The 15,346-nt window shown below is 68.9% G+C and carries 15 protein-coding genes and 1 pseudogene; 9 read left to right on the forward strand and 7 right to left on the reverse strand.

Going from position 1 to position 15,346, the window contains the following annotated elements:
• Positions 1 to 8: 8 nt before the first annotated feature.
• The gene (locus AB5J53_RS44185) at positions 9 to 707 is read right to left on the reverse strand and encodes a FadR/GntR family transcriptional regulator (RefSeq protein ID WP_369251215.1); all 699 of its coding nucleotides are present in this window, start codon (positions 705 to 707) and stop codon (positions 9 to 11) included.
• 727 nt (positions 708 to 1,434) lie between these two features.
• Between AB5J53_RS44185 and AB5J53_RS44190 the strand changes: the two are divergent.
• The 7 genes and pseudogenes from AB5J53_RS44190 to AB5J53_RS44220 all read left to right on the forward strand — a co-directional run.
• Positions 1,435 to 1,769: pseudogene (locus tag AB5J53_RS44190) on the forward strand (NAD(P)/FAD-dependent oxidoreductase); the annotation flags it as partial.
• A 124-nt stretch (positions 1,770 to 1,893) separates the two neighbouring features.
• Positions 1,894 to 3,405, forward strand: a complete 1,512-nt coding sequence (locus AB5J53_RS44195; protein WP_369251216.1) for an MFS transporter — start codon at positions 1,894 to 1,896, stop codon at positions 3,403 to 3,405.
• A gap of 214 nt (positions 3,406 to 3,619) precedes the next feature.
• Complete coding sequence (locus tag AB5J53_RS44200; protein ID WP_369251217.1) at positions 3,620 to 4,207, forward strand: TetR/AcrR family transcriptional regulator; 588 nt, start codon at positions 3,620 to 3,622, stop codon at positions 4,205 to 4,207.
• 358 nt (positions 4,208 to 4,565) lie between these two features.
• On the forward strand, positions 4,566 to 4,844 hold the full coding sequence (locus AB5J53_RS44205) for a hypothetical protein (RefSeq protein ID WP_369251218.1): 279 nt from the start codon (positions 4,566 to 4,568) through the stop codon (positions 4,842 to 4,844).
• A 351-nt stretch (positions 4,845 to 5,195) separates the two neighbouring features.
• Positions 5,196 to 5,447 carry a hypothetical protein gene (locus AB5J53_RS44210; protein ID WP_369251219.1) on the forward strand — a complete coding sequence of 84 codons (252 nt, stop codon included), beginning with the start codon at positions 5,196 to 5,198 and terminating at the stop codon, positions 5,445 to 5,447.
• A 220-nt stretch (positions 5,448 to 5,667) separates the two neighbouring features.
• Positions 5,668 to 6,018 (forward strand): SsgA family sporulation/cell division regulator, encoded by a 351-nt coding sequence (locus AB5J53_RS44215; protein WP_369251220.1) that lies wholly within the window; start codon positions 5,668 to 5,670, stop codon positions 6,016 to 6,018.
• A gap of 112 nt (positions 6,019 to 6,130) precedes the next feature.
• Positions 6,131 to 6,823 (forward strand): hypothetical protein, encoded by a 693-nt coding sequence (locus tag AB5J53_RS44220; RefSeq protein ID WP_369251221.1) that lies wholly within the window; start codon positions 6,131 to 6,133, stop codon positions 6,821 to 6,823.
• 442 nt (positions 6,824 to 7,265) lie between these two features.
• Here AB5J53_RS44220 and AB5J53_RS44225 read toward each other — a convergent pair whose 3' ends face one another.
• The 5 genes from AB5J53_RS44225 to AB5J53_RS44245 all read right to left on the reverse strand — a co-directional run bounded on the left by AB5J53_RS44225 (position 7,266) and on the right by AB5J53_RS44245 (position 12,093).
• Positions 7,266 to 7,805 (reverse strand): (2Fe-2S)-binding protein, encoded by a 540-nt coding sequence (locus AB5J53_RS44225; protein WP_369251222.1) that lies wholly within the window; start codon positions 7,803 to 7,805, stop codon positions 7,266 to 7,268.
• Between the two features lie 338 nt (positions 7,806 to 8,143).
• The gene (locus AB5J53_RS44230) at positions 8,144 to 8,764 is read right to left on the reverse strand and encodes a flavodoxin (protein WP_369251223.1); all 621 of its coding nucleotides are present in this window, start codon (positions 8,762 to 8,764) and stop codon (positions 8,144 to 8,146) included.
• Positions 8,765 to 8,856: 92 nt separating this feature from the next.
• Positions 8,857 to 9,636, reverse strand: coding sequence for an SDR family oxidoreductase (locus tag AB5J53_RS44235; protein ID WP_369251224.1), 780 nt, complete (start codon positions 9,634 to 9,636; stop codon positions 8,857 to 8,859).
• A gap of 113 nt (positions 9,637 to 9,749) precedes the next feature.
• Positions 9,750 to 10,601: an aldo/keto reductase gene (locus AB5J53_RS44240; protein WP_369251225.1), complete on the reverse strand. Its 852-nt coding sequence runs from the start codon at positions 10,599 to 10,601 to the stop codon at positions 9,750 to 9,752.
• A gap of 43 nt (positions 10,602 to 10,644) precedes the next feature.
• Entirely contained in the window at positions 10,645 to 12,093 is a 1,449-nt protein-coding gene (locus AB5J53_RS44245; protein WP_369251226.1) for an MFS transporter, read from the reverse strand.
• A 167-nt stretch (positions 12,094 to 12,260) separates the two neighbouring features.
• Here AB5J53_RS44245 and AB5J53_RS44250 point away from each other — a divergent pair, with 167 nt between their 5' ends.
• On the forward strand, positions 12,261 to 13,172 hold the full coding sequence (locus AB5J53_RS44250; RefSeq protein WP_369251227.1) for a helix-turn-helix transcriptional regulator: 912 nt from the start codon (positions 12,261 to 12,263) through the stop codon (positions 13,170 to 13,172).
• 7 nt (positions 13,173 to 13,179) lie between these two features.
• Here AB5J53_RS44250 and AB5J53_RS44255 read toward each other — a convergent pair whose 3' ends face one another.
• Complete coding sequence (locus tag AB5J53_RS44255) at positions 13,180 to 14,094, reverse strand: helix-turn-helix transcriptional regulator (protein ID WP_369251228.1); 915 nt, start codon at positions 14,092 to 14,094, stop codon at positions 13,180 to 13,182.
• Positions 14,095 to 14,341: 247 nt separating this feature from the next.
• Here AB5J53_RS44255 and AB5J53_RS44260 point away from each other — a divergent pair, with 247 nt between their 5' ends.
• Positions 14,342 to 15,316 carry an aldo/keto reductase gene (locus AB5J53_RS44260; RefSeq protein WP_369251229.1) on the forward strand — a complete coding sequence of 325 codons (975 nt, stop codon included), beginning with the start codon at positions 14,342 to 14,344 and terminating at the stop codon, positions 15,314 to 15,316.
• Positions 15,317 to 15,346: the final 30 nt, after the last annotated feature.

Raw genomic sequence — 15,346 nt, forward strand, 5'->3', positions numbered from 1 at the left:
GTGGAACATCAGTCGCCGTCCCGCTTGATGACGTGGGCGCGCAAGTCGTCCGCGGTCTGGTTCATATGGGCCTCCATGGCGGTACGCGCCGCTTCGGGGCTTCCCGATTCCAGTGCGGCCAGCACTGCCACGTGGTGCGCGATGGCGTTGTCGCGGATCTCTGGGACGGCCGAGGTCTCCCGCCGGCCCTCGACGAGCAGCGGACCGAACGGCTCGAACAGCAGCGGGACGAAGAGGTTGCCCGTCGCCCGCATCACTGTGTCGTGGAAGTCGATGTCGGCCTGCACGAACTGCTCGGTGTCACCGGCTTCGGCCGCCATGCGCATGACGTCCAGATGCTGCCGCAACGCGTCCAGGTCCTCCTCGGTACGGCGGGAAGCGGCCAGCTCGCAGGCGCCGTTCTCGATGAGGCGGCGCGCCTCGATCAGCCGCTCGGACAGGGCACCGCTGGAGGTGCGCGAGGCCGCGCGCACCACGGGCTCCAGGGCCGTCCACCGGTCCGGCGGGTTGACGTAGGTGCCCCGGCCGCGCACCACCCGGACGACGTTCTGCGCGCGGAGTTGCTTGACCGCCTCGCGCACGGTCAGGCGGCTGATCCCGCCCTGCTCCGAGAGCTCGCCCTCCGGCGGGAGGGCGGAGTCCGGCGGGTACCGGCCGTCGATGATCGCGGTGAGCAGCTGCTCCGCGAGGTCGTCTGAGAGCGACATGGTGAGCACCTCACGTTCTATGACATCAGACGTCAGACATCAGACGTCAGACATCAGATGTCTACCTGCCGGAAACAATGACAGCGAGAGAGGGGCGCGTCAATACCTGGTGTAGTGACGTCGAAAGGGTGCTGCGCTCGACCGCCTACCCGGGGGAGACGCGACCCGAGCGCTCGCCCTGCAGCGGCCAAGGCCGCCCGCCGCGGCCCGCCTACCCGATGCCGCACAGCACCCTGCGCGCCCTCGTCCTGGCCGCCGGACAGCGCCGCCCGGAGCGTGAACATCAGGAATTGCGCAGCAGAGTCGATCGACGGCCGTGCGGCTGTCGGGACTTCCTGCCAATGTCGCCCTCGGCCGGTGTGCCGAGGTCGACTCGCGAACGCCAGAGCTGTGCTCCCGCGTCCGGGACCCCGGTATGACCATGACTCCAACCGGTCCAACGATGGCCGAGGCGGCAACAACCGGTGAGACATGGGCCGTCGGCACGGGTGGGCTCAGACCGTGTGCGTCGCCGTGATGCCCGCTGGCGGTAGGCAGGCGGGCGCTGATCTGGGGATCAGCGACTCCTGACCGCGCCCGGGCGGCAGGCGGGAGGGGCTCATCGGCACCCTCCTGCCTGCACCTGTCGACATTCCATACGACGTACGGAACAGGTGATACCGTACAGCGTATGAAACGTCCCGCGCCGACTTCGCCCGGCCGGAAGGCCCCCTGGGCGGGGGCTCGGGTCTGCTCGTCGGAGGTCGGCTGGACAGCTGGCGTCCGCTCCACCCCCGCCTTGGCCCACTCCGGCCTGCCGCTCGGCGCGCGTGGCCACGTCGACACCCTGCACCCTCCAGGTCAGGGGCCTCGACCACGTGTGGGTCGCGGGCGACAACGCCCAGGTTCCCGATCTGGCCGAGGGCGCGTGATGCCCTCCCGACGCGCAGCACGCCGTACGCGACCCCGGTGTTCGCCGACAACGTGATCGCGGTTCCGCGCGGCCGTCCGCCGAAGGAGTACCGGCACAAGAACCTGGGCGCGCTGGCCCGCCTCGGCCTCCACAAGGGCGTCGCGATCCTCTTCACCGAGGCGGCCACTCCACCGAGGCGGCCACGCCGTCCCACAGCCGCATCTGATCTCTCCGCCCGTTTTTGTCCCTGTCTCTTTCCGCCGTACCCCGTCCGCTGCCTGGAGCGCTGTCCCCATGACACAGAACGCCATCGCCGCCGCTCGCGGCGCTGAGACCGCACCTGAGAATGTGCCTGTCGACCCGTCACACCAGCGCCGCTGGTGGATTCTGATGGTCATTTCCCTCGCCCAACTGATGGGAGTCCTCGACGGCACCATCGTGAACATCGCCCTGCCGTCCGCCCAGCGCGACCTGGGCTTCTCGGACGGCGACCGGCAGTGGGTGGTCACCGCCTATGCGCTGGCCTTTGGCAGCCTGCTGCTGCTCGGCGGCCGGGTCGCAGACCTGGTCGGGCGGAAGGTGACCTTCCTGGTGGGTCTGACCGGCTTCGCGGCCGCTTCCACGCTGGGGGGCGCGGCGAACAGTTTCGGCATGCTCGTCACCGCGCGTGGGATCCAGGGCCTGTTCGCTGCTCTGCTGGCCCCGTCCGCGCTGTCGCTCCTGATGACCACCTTCACCGATCCGCGCGAGCGGGCGAAGGCCTTCACCGTCGCGGGCTCGGTCGCCGGTGCGGGTGGAGCCATCGGCTTGATCCTCGGCGGGGTGCTGACCGAGTACCTGGACTGGCGCTGGACCATGTACGTCAACGTGGTCTTCGCGGTGGTGGCGTTCGTCGGTGGCGCGGCCCTGCTGCACCGCACCCCGCGCAACACGTCCTCGAAGCTCGACGTCCCTGGCACCCTGCTGGTCTCCGCCGGCCTGTTCTGCCTGGTCTACGGTTTCTCGAACGCCGAGACGCACGGCTGGGGTTCGGTGGCGACCTGGGGCACGCTGGCGGCCGGTGCCGTACTGGTGGCCCTCTTCGTCTTGCGGCAAAGCAGGGCGGCATATCCGCTGCTGCCCCTGCGGGTCCTGCTGGACCGTAGCCGCGGCGCCTCCTTCGCCGCCCTCTTCGTCAGCGGCGCGGGCATGTTCGGCGTGTTCCTGTTCCTGACCTACTACCTGCAGCAGAGCCTCGGTTACAGCGCCCTGAAGACCGGCTTCGCCTTCCTGCCCATGATCGTGGCATCGTCGTGCGCCTCCGCCGTGGCCGCCAACGTCCTGGTGCCGCGCATAGGCCCCAAGCCGGTGGTACCGCTGGGCATGGCCATTGCGGCCGCCGGCCTGGTCTGGATGACCGCGCTGGACCTGAACAGCGGATACGTGACGCAGGTGGTGCCACAGCTGGTGCTCGTCGGCATCGGGCTGGGCGCGGTCATCGCGCCCGCGATGAGCCTGGCCACGTCCGGCGTGGCCGCGGCCGACGCCGGAGCCGCGTCCGCCGCCGTCAACACCGTCCAGCAGGTCGGCGGGTCCATCGGCGTCGCCCTGCTCAGCACGATGGCCTCCGAAGCCGTCACCGACTACCTCTCCGGCCGCAACCCCGAGGACCCTGGCGTCCTGGCCCAGGCCGGCCTCGAGGGCTACTCCTCCGCCTATTGGTGGTCGGCGGCCATCTTCGTCATCGGCCTGGGCGTGACCGCCCTGCTCTACCGCCGCGGCGTGCCGCGGCGGGACGAGAATGCCGCGCCTGTCGTTCACATGTGACCAACGAACGGGTCTGTCGGAGAGAGGCGCAGACCGGACTGCAGTCACCTGCTGCCGTGCACGAGGAGTAAAGGGGGGAAGTGTCCGGGTACCTTTGGCGGGGCAGCACCGGGTAGTCCTGTAGCTACTCTGCGGCTGCCCAGTTCCCGCCTCTGAGACAGAATGTTTCATAGTAAGGTGAAGGCCGCGTTGTCTCACAGAAGGGAACAGAGAGGTGCAAGACAGAATCGATCCGCGTCTGTTGCGCAGCCGTGACGCGATGGTCTCGGCGGCCACCGCGTTGCTCACGGAAGGCGGGCTGGAGGCCGTGACGCATCAAGCGGTTGCCACCCGTGCCGGCGTTGGCCGGGCCACCGTCTATCGGCACTGGCCCGGCCTTCTCGACCTCCGCCTGGCCGCACTGGAAGCCGGTATGCCGCCTCTGCCTCCGATGCCTGAGGAGCTTCGGGCCGCTTCGGGCAACGATCCGCGAGCGGAGCTCGTTCACCGTCTGGGCGTGCTTGCGGAGCGGTGGGACGACGAGCGGGCTGGTGCCGTCCTTGCCGCGGTCCTCGGCGGCTCACGGCATGACGAAGGCATGCGCCGCCTCCGGGAGTCGCTGATGAACCAGATCGCCGATGCCCTGCGTCCCGCTGTTGCCGCGGCCGTGGAGCGCGGCCAGCTCCGGTCCGACGTCACCCCCGAAACCTTTGCCATGGCTACCGCGGGGCCCCTGTTCTTCGAGCGCTTTCTCGCCGGAAACCGCCTGGGGCGTGACATTGTGGACGCCGTCGTGGATGCCGCAATGCGGGGCTGGTCCTAGCGTCGCTGAGTCCCCGGCGTGGCTGGATGTCCGCCGTTGGGCCGGGGCTGATCAAGGTGGCAATCCCTCGCACTCGTGAAGAGCTGCGAGGTCCTGTCATCTCTGGGTTCGCCGCCTCAGTGACAGTCGGTCGAACCTGTCGGCATGAACCGATCGGCTCGCAGTCCGGTGCGGGTGCCACCGATCCGATCACTGCGCACCTTTGGACTGAATCAGCGTGACGTAGGCCTCTCTGAGGCAAGTTGACTCATAGTCTCTCTGTGAGTCAATCTGTCTCGCATCGGGGTCGCGAAAAGGTAGATCCCGTGACCATCCGCAGATATCGCCAATGTCATCGCATTCACGCACAAAGTCTCTGATGGAGGAAACCGTGGCCGCTTCGATCACCAAGAAGGCGGGCAAGGGCAACACCGACGGTCCAGCACACGTTGCCGCTGACGGAACTGACGGCGGGCTGACGGTCGATGCCCATCGGCTCATGGCCCAGCCCTGTCATCAACCGATGCCGCGCGTGACCAGGCGGATGCGTCGCGTCGCCGAGCAGGAGGACGCGTCCCCGGCGCCGGCGATCGATGCGGACCCGGAAGCTGTAGGAGCAAGCCATGGCCAAGTTCTCGACCTGCCCGTGACCACGTGATGGGCCGGGTATTTCGAAACGGCCGCCCTCGGGTTCCGGTGCCGCGTCGCCGTCATCACGAGTGACAGGTGAGTCTCTCCCTCGCGAAAGAGCCCTTCAACTTTCCGTACAACGTATGGTATCACTGAAGAAGAGTTCCGTACGACGTATGGAACCTCGGGGTATCAACGCATCGGCACCTCTCTCGCGTCCGGTGACGCAGTGCAGAGCCGACCGACGCGCAGGAAGCAGCGCGGCCCGCGCTGCTGCATTCGAACCCTGCCCCGCGAATTGCATCAGTGACCCGAGCGCCGCTGCACTGGCACGCGCTCTGAGCCGAAGGAAAAACCTGTGAATAACCTCGCGAAGCGCATGTCTGTCGCCATCGCCTCCCTGGCGGTGGCCGGCGGAGCCGTTCTTGGTGCCGGGAGTGCTGCGTCGGCTGCGAAGGCGACGCCCGAACACCCCCAGCGCCCGGCTGTCAGCGTCGGGACCAACGGCCACCGATGGGGCGGCGACCGCAACGACCGCTGGGGCGCCGACCAGGGCCACGGCTGGCGTCATGGCGGGGACCGTGACGAGGAAAGCCGGTACAGCGACGACGCCTACGGCATCGGTCGTTGACACGAAGGTCGCCTTCGTCAGGCAACTGATGTTGGTGACATCCCGCACTGGTCGTCGTAGTACCGCTTCTCTGTTCAGGCCTCGCTTGTTCCGACGACAGAACTTCCGATGGCCCTCCCCGTATGACTCAGCACCAAGAGTGAGAGCAATGAAGTCGTTGAAAACTTTGATTCGGGGGCTATCTGTACAGCTGGTCGTCTCCCAAGAGATGTCCTTGTCCATGACCATGAGGCTGCAGTACGAGCCCAGCGATCCCTATGCTGTCCGCGCCGCATTCGGCGTTGTCGGCAGCGACGAGACGGTGGAATGGATCATTGGGCGAGATCTTCTGGCCGATGGTCTGGAGGGCCCCGCCGGCGAGGGGGATGTACGCGTATGGCCCGCCGAGGAGCAGGACGTCAGCGACTTTTACATCCTTCTCAATCCGCCAGATGGCACGGCCTTGTTCAAAGCCCCGGCGCGGGAAATCAAGAAGTTCCTGCAGGAAACGGAGGCACTGGTGCCCAAGGGGGTCGAGCCCGGGCGCATCGACTTGGACGCTTTGCTGGCGCACCTCATCGCCGAAGGATGAAGGAACCCAGCTGCTCCGCACCGAGTGGGTGGGCCGCTCAAGGGCTCCGCGTCACCGAGTTCTGTTCGCGTGCGCATTCCGGGGCTGGCACACTGAATTTGTGCTTCCGTTGATGGCCGCCGCAGTTCAGGATGGGTTTCCATCGATTCCTGGCGCCGGCGTCGTGTCGGTCTGCGCGTTGCTCTTCACCGTCGCATCCTTCTGGTGGATCAACGCCAGGCAAGGGCACCTGAAGTCCTGGGAGCCTCATTCCTTTGCCGCGATTGCCCACTGCTCCATGGCTCGCCTGAGGCTTCCGCTCGTCCTTCACAACACCGGTGCCAAGCCGATAGTCGTGCAAGATCTCAGGCTGAGCTTCCCTGATGAGCCCGCCTCGCATCTGCCGTTCCTGTGGATGTCTTCACCGTCCCGGCTCCAACCCGGGCCGGAGGACGAGCCGAAGTTGCCGGCCGGATTCGCCGTGGCCGGCAGAGAAGCGCAGCAAATCCTCATCGAGTTCGAGGCACCGTTTTCCGGATTCGTTCCGGAGCCCCGTAATTACAAGGTCCAGCTCCAGGCGAGGGTCGGCCACCGCAAGGGATGGCGCACCCTTCTGACGTTCACCTTGAGGGCCGCCAACATCATTGATCTCGACCGGTACACCGTCTACAGCAACGCACCGCATGAACTGACGAGAGAGGAGAGGCAGAAGGCAGACGCCGCGCTCCTGGAGCTGCTGGACGAGCAAGAGAACCTCTCTGCTCCGGGCGAGAGGGAGCAGCGGGACTCTTCGAATGACGAGGGCGACACCGGGACGAATCGCTAGAGCGGGAAGACGGTCCCGGGCTTCGCCGTGGCGAATGTGCCGACGCCCCGCCCGCTAGACCATCGTCCGGCCGTCACCGGAGCGTTCGGCGACCACGGCGTGAGTGACCGCCCCAGGCCCGCGCCCAGGAGGTCTGCCGCGGCCGCCCCGCTGCGACGGCGGTCCCCCTTGGCCTGGCTCAGCCGACACCTGCTCCCGAGGGCGGGCCGTGTGGCACCAAGTGTGCAGCGTGTCCGCGAAGTTCAGCATGGGCGGGATCTTCAGAAGGGACAGCCTGGGCAGCGGTGTGGTGTGCACCGCTGCCCGGGGCTCGGCTCAGAGCAGGGACTCGGCGGTGATGGGCAGGTCGCGCACCCGTCGGCCGGTGGCGTGCGCGCCGGCAGGCGTCGAGGGCTTCCCGGGTGTCGGACGCTGTGGTGAGGGAGAAGGGATACATGGCCACTCACTTCCGGCCCGTGGCCTGCTCGACCGCGCGCACGATCTTCACGTAACACCCGCAGCGGCAGATGTTGCCGCTCATCCACTCCCGGATCTCGTCAGCGGAGCCGGTGTGGCCCTCCTGGATACAGCCGACGCCCGACACGATCTGGCCCGGCGTGCAGTAGCCGCACTGGAACGCGTCCTGGTCGATGAACGCCTGCTGCAGCGGATGCAGTTGATCGCCGTTGGCCAGGCCCTCGACGGTGGTGACCTCGGAGCCGTCCAGGCGCACCGCCAAGGTGAGGCAGGAGTTGACCCGGTGTCCGTCGACCAGGACCGTGCAGGCCTCGCAGGCACCGGCGTTGCAGCCCTTCTTCGAGCCGGTCAGGCCGAGGTGCTCGCGCAGCAGGTCCAGCAGCGAGGTCCGGTTGTCGACCGTGACGGTGTGCCGCCGGCCGTTGACGGTCAGACTGACGCGGCTGCTGGGCGCCGCCTCGGCGGCAGCGGCCTCCTCGACGCCGAACAGCGACTGACCGGCGGCCAGACCGCCCGCCGCGATCACACCGCCGGCGACGGACGTCGTCGCGATGAAGGTACGGCGCGACGGTGCGGACGGAGGTTAGGGCGGGGGAGACGCGGCTGACTCGGAAGTTTCGGTAGACATGCTCACTCTCTCGATACAGGGAAGGTGGGGGACTTGCTGATCGGCGTGAGCCCACGACGGAGGTTCACCGTTGCCTCTCACGGCATTTCGGATTCCGCCCCCAGCCTGGTGCGCCAACCGGCCGTGTGGCAGGGCGGGTTGTGCCAGGTAACGACTAGCCAGGGTGTGACAGGGCCCCTCTCCCACCTGTCGCACAGGCCACGGGGCTGTCAGACTGTTCTGTTCGAGAAGCGGGGTCAGTCCTGGAGAACGCCGATGCGCCGCAGCCACGACCGGACTTCGGCATCGGCTTTCCGGACTTCCTCGCCGCGCACCGCGAGTCCTTCACCGATGGTCGCGCCCCGGCAGGAGGCCGCGTAGTCGCGCTCGGTGGTACCCAGTCCGCTCATGGCATACGTCGTGACCGGATGGACCGTCTTGCCGCGGAATTCGTACCTCTCGGCGAAGGTCGACATGATCATGGGTGCTCGGACGTTCCAGATGGGGCTGGCCAGTAGCACCACGTCGTAACGGTCGATCGAGGACGGGGGGTTGGCGATGGCCGGCCGTGCATCGGCGTCCTGTTCGCGGACATTGCGGGCGACCGTCGCGTCGTAGTCGTCGGAGTAGGGGTCGACGGCTTGGATGCGGTGCACGTCGCACTCGATGTGCCCGCTGATCATCCGGGCGAGGACTTCGGTGTTCCCGGTCTTGAGATTCGTACGCCCACCGTAGGAGTAGTTCTCACCCGGCCGGGAGAAGTAGGCCAGCAGGATCCGCTTCCCGGATCCAGTGGCCGGAGCCGGGCGCTCACTTGACTCCGGCGCCGCCCCGCTCGACCGCGACCGGGAACAGCCGGTGATCTGGACACCGGTCATGACGGTGGCTCCTCCCAGAAGTACGCCACGAAGGAGCGTGCGTCGCCCCGGCGCGGCGGGTTTGCCCTTCCCAGTGCCGAATCCGCCCGCTGTCATCCGGTGCTTCCGTTCACGGAACGGACAGCGTCGAGATCCGCGCGCACTGCCTGCGGCTCGGCTTCGACAGGCAGGTCGGCCGGGTCCAACACGCCGTCCACGGAGCCGGATTCATCGCTCTTCAGGACGCCGAAGAGCCCGTCCCAGTCGGACGGCTCCTCGCCCTCGGCGGCGATGAGCTCGAACGTCTTGCCCAGCGCGGTGTCCGTCAGCAGGCTGCGGACCAGCGTCTCGGCGATCTGGTCCCGGGCGATCCCGCCGTCGGCCGTACCGCCCTGCTCCAGGACGAGCCGCCGCTGTGTGGGGCCGGCGTGGTCGAACCAGCCGGGCCGGACGATCGTGCAGGGCAGGCCGCTGGCTCGCAAGAGACGTTCGGAGCGCCGCTTCCACGGGGTGGCGCCGGGGATGTCGCTGCGCGTGGCGTAGATGGAGGTCATGAGTGCCACGCGCGGCTGGGCGCCGTCGAGGGCTTCCAGGATGTTGCGTACGCCGCCGTAGTCGACGTGCGCACGGGCGTCCGGGCTGGGATCGCCACCGGATCCGTGGGTGAGGACGATCGCGTCGGCTCCGCTGACCGCGTGCCGCAGGGAGGCGGGATCCTCGAGGTCGCCCTGTACCAGTTCGACGCCGGGGAGCAGTTGTTCGGCTCGTCGCATGTCGCGCACGAGTGCCCGCGGGCGCAGACCGTGTCGCTGCGCGGCGCGCACGGCGAGCTGTCCGATGCTGCCGGTCGCGCCGACCATGAGTACGTCGGTGATGTTCTGGTTCCGGGACATGGTGAGGCCTTGGTCCGTGAGGTGGGTGCTGCCGTGAGAACGGCGAGGAAAGGTCCCTCTCGGGCGGGTGCCTGGGGTCGTACGGTTGGCGGCACCCGCCCGAGAGAGCCGGGTCAGCCGTCCAGACGCCGCGCGCTGAGCCAGTTGACCATGGCCGGGTCGTGGTGGTCGAAGAACAGCGAGGCGCCGGTTTCCAGTGTGGCGATGGACGCCATCTGGTCGTCGGTGAGCTCGAAGTCGAAGATGTCGAAGTTCTCCGCCATGCGGTCGGCGCGGACCGACTTGGGGATCGCGACGACGCCGCGCTGGGTCAGCCAGCGGAGCACGACCTGGGCCACGGACTTGCCGTGCTTCTCACCGATCTCGCTCAGGACCGGATTGGTGAAGAGGTTGTTCTTGCCTTCGGCGAACCCGCCCCACGACTGGATCTGGACCCCGTGCTCGCGCATGAGTTCCTGGTCGGCGGTGCGCTGGAAGAACGGGTGGGTCTCGATCTGGTTGACCGCGGGGGTGACCTCGTTGTTGAGGATGAGGTCGAGGAGCCGGTCGGGGTAGAAGTTGGCGACGCCGATCGCCTTGATGCGGCCCGCGCGGTGCAGGTTCTCCATCGCGCGCCACTGGCCGTACACGTCACCGTAGGGCTGGTGCATCAGGTACAGGTCGAGGTGGTCCAGGCCGAGCTTGTTCAGCGAGGTCTCGAAGGCACGCTTGGTGTTCTCCTCGGCGGGCGCGTCCTGGACCCACAGCTTGGTGGTGACGAACAGCTCCTCGCGCGGGATGCCGCTGGCCTTGATGGCGCGGCCGACGGCCTCCTCGTTGGCGTAGGCGGCGGCCGTGTCCAGCAGCCGGTAGCCGGCCGCGAGGGCGTCCGTGACGGCCCGCTCGGTCTCCTCCGCGGGGATCTGGAAGACGCCGAAGCCGAGGATCGGCATCTCGACGCCGTTGTTGAGGGTGACGTTCTGCATGGGATTTTCTTTCTGTGCGGGACGGGGTGGGGCAGGTGACCGGTCAGCGTTCGAGCGGGCGCGGGCTGGCGTCGGCGGCGGGGGCCGGAATCTGATGAGGGACTTGAGTGCGCAGCAGCACGGTGGCCACGACGCTCACCGCCACGGTTGCCGCGGCGATCAGGAGACTGGTGTGCAGGCCGGAGACGAACCCGGTCCGGTCGGCGACCAGCGCGCCGAAGACGGCGACGGCCAGAGCGCCGCCGAGCTGGCGGGCGGCGTTCAGCACGCCGCTGGCGACGCCGACACGTTCGGCAGGCACCTTTTCCAGCAGCAGCGCCGTCAGCGCCGTCACCGCCATCGCGCCGCCGGCGCCGACGGGCACCATCAGCACCACCGTCAGCCATACCGGCGCGCCGGCGGGCAGGGCCACCATCGCCAGCAGGCCTGCGGCCATGAGGGACTGCCCGGTGATCACCGGCATCCGCGCACCGAGCCGGGAGGCCAGGCGGGCGGCGACGGGGCCCATGAAGGAGGTGAGCACGGTCATCGGCAGGAAGGCCACGCCGGTGGCGAGGGCGCTCAGCCCGTGCACCTGCTGGAGATAGAGGCCCAGCAGGAAGATCATGCCGTAGAAGCCGACGTTCAGGGCGAACCCGATGGCGACCGAGAGCGACATCGTGCGGGAGCGCAGCAGTGGCAGCGGTGTCATCGGATGCCGCCCACGGGCCTGGGCGACCAGGTAGACGACGGCCGCCACGATCGCCACCGCGAAGGCGACCAGGACCCGCCCGGCGCCGAACCCGTCGGCACCGGCCTCGATGACCGCGTAGGTCAGCGCACCCATGGCGGCGACGGCGGCCACCTGCCCGGTCCAGTCGAAGGGCACCTCCTGGCGCGGGGAACGCTGGGCATGCTTGAGGAGCAGCAGGGCCACCGCGCCGACGGGCAGGTTGACGAAGAAGATCATCCGCCAGTCGATGAGGGTGAGCAGCCCGCCGGCCACGGGCCCGGCCGCGGCGCCGACGGAGCCGCCCACGCCCCACAGGGCGATCGCCTTCGCTCGGGCCGCCGGGTCGGGGAAGGTCTCACGCAGCAGGGAGAGGGAGGACGGAACGACGACCGCGGCCCCGGCTCCCTGCACCAGCCGCGCCGCCACCAGAACGCCCAGGTTCGGCGCCATCGCGCAGACCGCGGACGCCGCCACGAAAAGGCCCAGACCGCAGGCGAACGCCTGGCGCGCCCCGATACGGTCACTGACCGCGCCCGCGGACAACAGGAACGCGGCGAAGGCGAGGGTGTAGCCGTCGACCACCCACTGCAGCCCGGTCATCCCGCTGCCGAAGCCGCGTCCGATCGAGGGCAGGGCCACGTTCACGATCATCGCGTCGACCATGATCGTGAAGAAGCCCAGCAGTACGGCGGCCAGCGCCGGACGTGCGCCGGGCTTGATCTGCGGCGGCGGACCGGCCGCGCCGACTCGTAGCGATGCGGGCGAGGCGGACGTGGACAAGGGGTGATCTCCTGCACTGGGAAGGCCGGGTGTGCTGTCAGAAATCGAGCCTCGCGCTTTTCCGGCCCCGGTGGCAGGCCGGGATCTGCCAGGGAGTGACGTTCAGGGGTGTGACAGGACCCCCCACGCGCCTGCCGCGCAGGTCAGCGCGGTGTGACACTGGCGCTATGGCATCCGAGCAGAGCAGCAGCGCCGACATGGAACTGGGCCGGTTCCTGCGCGCGCGTCGCACCCAGACCCGCCCCGACCAGGTCGGTCTCACCGTGGGCGCAGGCCTGCGTCGCACCCCTGGTCTGCGCCGTGAGGAGCTGGCGACGCTCGCCGGCATCAGCATCGACTACTACGTCCGTCTGGAGCGCGGCAAGGAGACCCGTCCCAGTCCCTCCGTGCTCGACGCCCTGGCCCGCGCCCTGCACCTCGACGACGCCGAGCACCAGCACCTGCGCGAGCTGGCCGCCCGGGCCGCCAGGTACGCTCCCGAACCCGCGCCGCCGCCCAGCCGAACCGTGCGTCCGCACCTGAAGCTGGTCCTGGAGACCCTGCGGCCGAGCCCGGCCTACATCGTCAGCCGCAGCATGGACCTGCTCGCCTGGAACCCCGGCGGTCTGGCCCTGTACGCGGGCCTCGCCGACTGGCCCGCTGCCCAGCGCAACCTTGCCCGCTACCTGTTCCTCCACCCCACCGCGCGCACTCTCTTCCCCGACTGGGACTACCAGGTCCGGGGCTGTGTCGCCCGGCTCCGCGCCGTGGCCGGCACCGCCCCGGACGCCCCCGATCTCACCAACCTGGTGGGTGAACTCCTGCTCAAAAGCCCCGACTTCGCCAAGCTGTGGGAGCGCTACGACGTCATCGGGCGCAAGAACGTCCAGAAGACCTTCCACCATCCCCAGGTCGGCGTCCTCACCCTCAGCGGCCAGAGCATGCACCTCGAAGGCACCCCCGGCCAACGCCTGGGCGTCTACACCGCCGAACCAGGGACCCCCGACCACGACGCGATGCTCCTGCTCGACATGACCGCGCCTCAGCCCGCCGGACATCCCGACACGAAGGCGGAACAGCAACGGCGCACCCAGTCCTGACGAAGGGTCAGGTCGAGGACGAGGTGGTTTCGTCCTGGGACGAGGTCGGTTCGTGCGGCGTCGGCTGCGAACCGAGCATGTCGAGGAGGACGAGGGCGTCGTAGTCGGGGCTGCCCGGCTCGGCGTAGTACGTGATGAGCCGGTGGCCCGGCGTGCCCTCCAGCTCCATGGACTGATAGCCGAGGGTGAGATCGCCGACCTCGGGGTGGTGGAAGGTCTTGCGGCCGTGGGAGTGGCCCCTGATGTCGTAGCGCTCCCACAGGCGGGCGAACTCCGGGCTTTTGAGCAGGAGTTCACCGGCCAGCCGGGCGAGGTCGGGGGCGTCGGGGTCGGTGCCGGCGAGCGCTCGCAGACGGGCGACGCAGCCGCGGACCTGGGTGGCCCAGTCGTGGAAGAGGCCGCGGGCCGCGGGGTGCAGGAAGACGTAGCGGGCGATGTTGCGCTGCTTGAGGGGCCACTCCTCGATGCCGGCCAGCAGTCTCAGTCCGCCGGGGTTGGCCGCGAGCAGGTCGTTGGTACGGCTGACCACATGCGCGGGGTTCGGCCGCAGGCTCTCCAACAGCAGCTTCACGCCCGGCCGTACGGTCCGGGTGGGCGGCGTCGGAGGTTCCGGCGCGGTGCGGGCGGCGAGGAGGGCCAGGCTGCGCAGGTGCTCGCGTTCGTCCTCCTCCAGGCGCAGGGCACGGGCCAGGGCGTCGACGACGGACGGGCTGGGCCGGGTTTCCTTGCCGCGTTCCAGGCGGGAGTAGTAGTCGATGCTGATGCCGGCGAGGGTGGCCAGTTCCTCACGGCGCAGCCCGGGCGTGCGGCGCAGTCCCGGGCCGACCGTGAGACCGGCCTCGGCCGGGGTGATCCCGAGCCGGCGGGCGCGCAGGAAGCTGCCCAGCTCGGTACCCCCGCTGGTGGGCTGCTCACGTGTCATGCCTTCGAGTGTGCGGACGCAGGTGACCCGCGGGTAGGCGCGTGGGGGGCCCTGTCATACCCCTGAACGCGGTTCCCCGGCACGGCTCGGTCTGGCACGTGACGCGTGCGCGAGGGAGCGTTGCCGGTGTCGGGATCCTCATCCTGACGGCCTTGTGCGCCGGGTGGCCGAGCCGCCCCGCTTTGCGCCCGCACCGCCACTGATGAGGAACACCACCACAACCGCTGACAGGAAGCAGGCAGAGTTCATGCGCACGACGACGCTCGGCACCAACGGCCCGGAGACCGGCGTCCTCGGCCTGGGCTGCATGGGAATGTCGTACGGCTACGACATGGCGACCCCACGGGACGAGGAGACATCCGTCTCCGTGATCCGACAGGCGATCGACCTCGGCATGACCCTGATCGACACCGCCGACGTGTACGGCCCGTACACCAACGAGGAGTTGGTCGGCCGGGCCCTGGCCGACGGCTACCGTGAGCGCGCGGTCCTGGCCACCAAGGTCGGCGTGACCGTTCGCGACAACGCCGAGGCCGCTGCATCCCCACGCCCTGTACCCAACGGCCGCCCCGAGCACATCCGCAAGTCGATCGACGCGAGCCTGCGCCGCCTGGGCACCGACCACGTAGACCTCTACCAGCTCCACCGCGTCGACCCCGAGGTGCCCATCGAGGAGTCCTGGGGCGCGCTCGCCGAGACCGTGGCCGCGGGCAAGGCCCGGTACATCGGCCTGTCCGAGGCGACGGTGGACCACATCAAGCGGGCCCAGGCAGTGCACCCGGTGACCTCCGTGCAGTCGGAGCTGTCGCTGTGGACGCGGGACTGGATGGACGAGGTGCTGCCGTACTGCCAGGAGCAGGGCATCGCCTTCCTGCCCTACTCGCCGCTCGGGAAGGGCTTCCTCACCGGCCGGTTCGCCTCCTTCGACGGCCTGCCCGAGGACGACTTCCGGCGGTCGCTGCCGCGCTTCCAGCAGGACGCGCTGCGCGCCAACTCCGCCCTCGTCGGCAAGGTGCGGGACATCGCCGAGCGTATCGGGGCCACCCCGGCGCAGGTGGCGCTCGCCTGGGTGATGGCCCACGGCGAGTACGTCGTCCCAATCCCCGGCACCAAGACCCCGAAGTACCTGGCGGACAACGCCGGGGTGGCGGACGTCGCTCTGAGCGCGGCCGACTTGGCCGAACTGGACGCGCTGCCCGACCCGCAGGGTAGCCGTTACTGACGGCTCTTCAATCTTTACTGACCACCCATC

The sequence above is a fragment of the Streptomyces sp. R41 genome, assembly GCF_041053055.1.
In the GTDB taxonomy this organism is placed as follows: domain Bacteria; phylum Actinomycetota; class Actinomycetes; order Streptomycetales; family Streptomycetaceae; genus Streptomyces.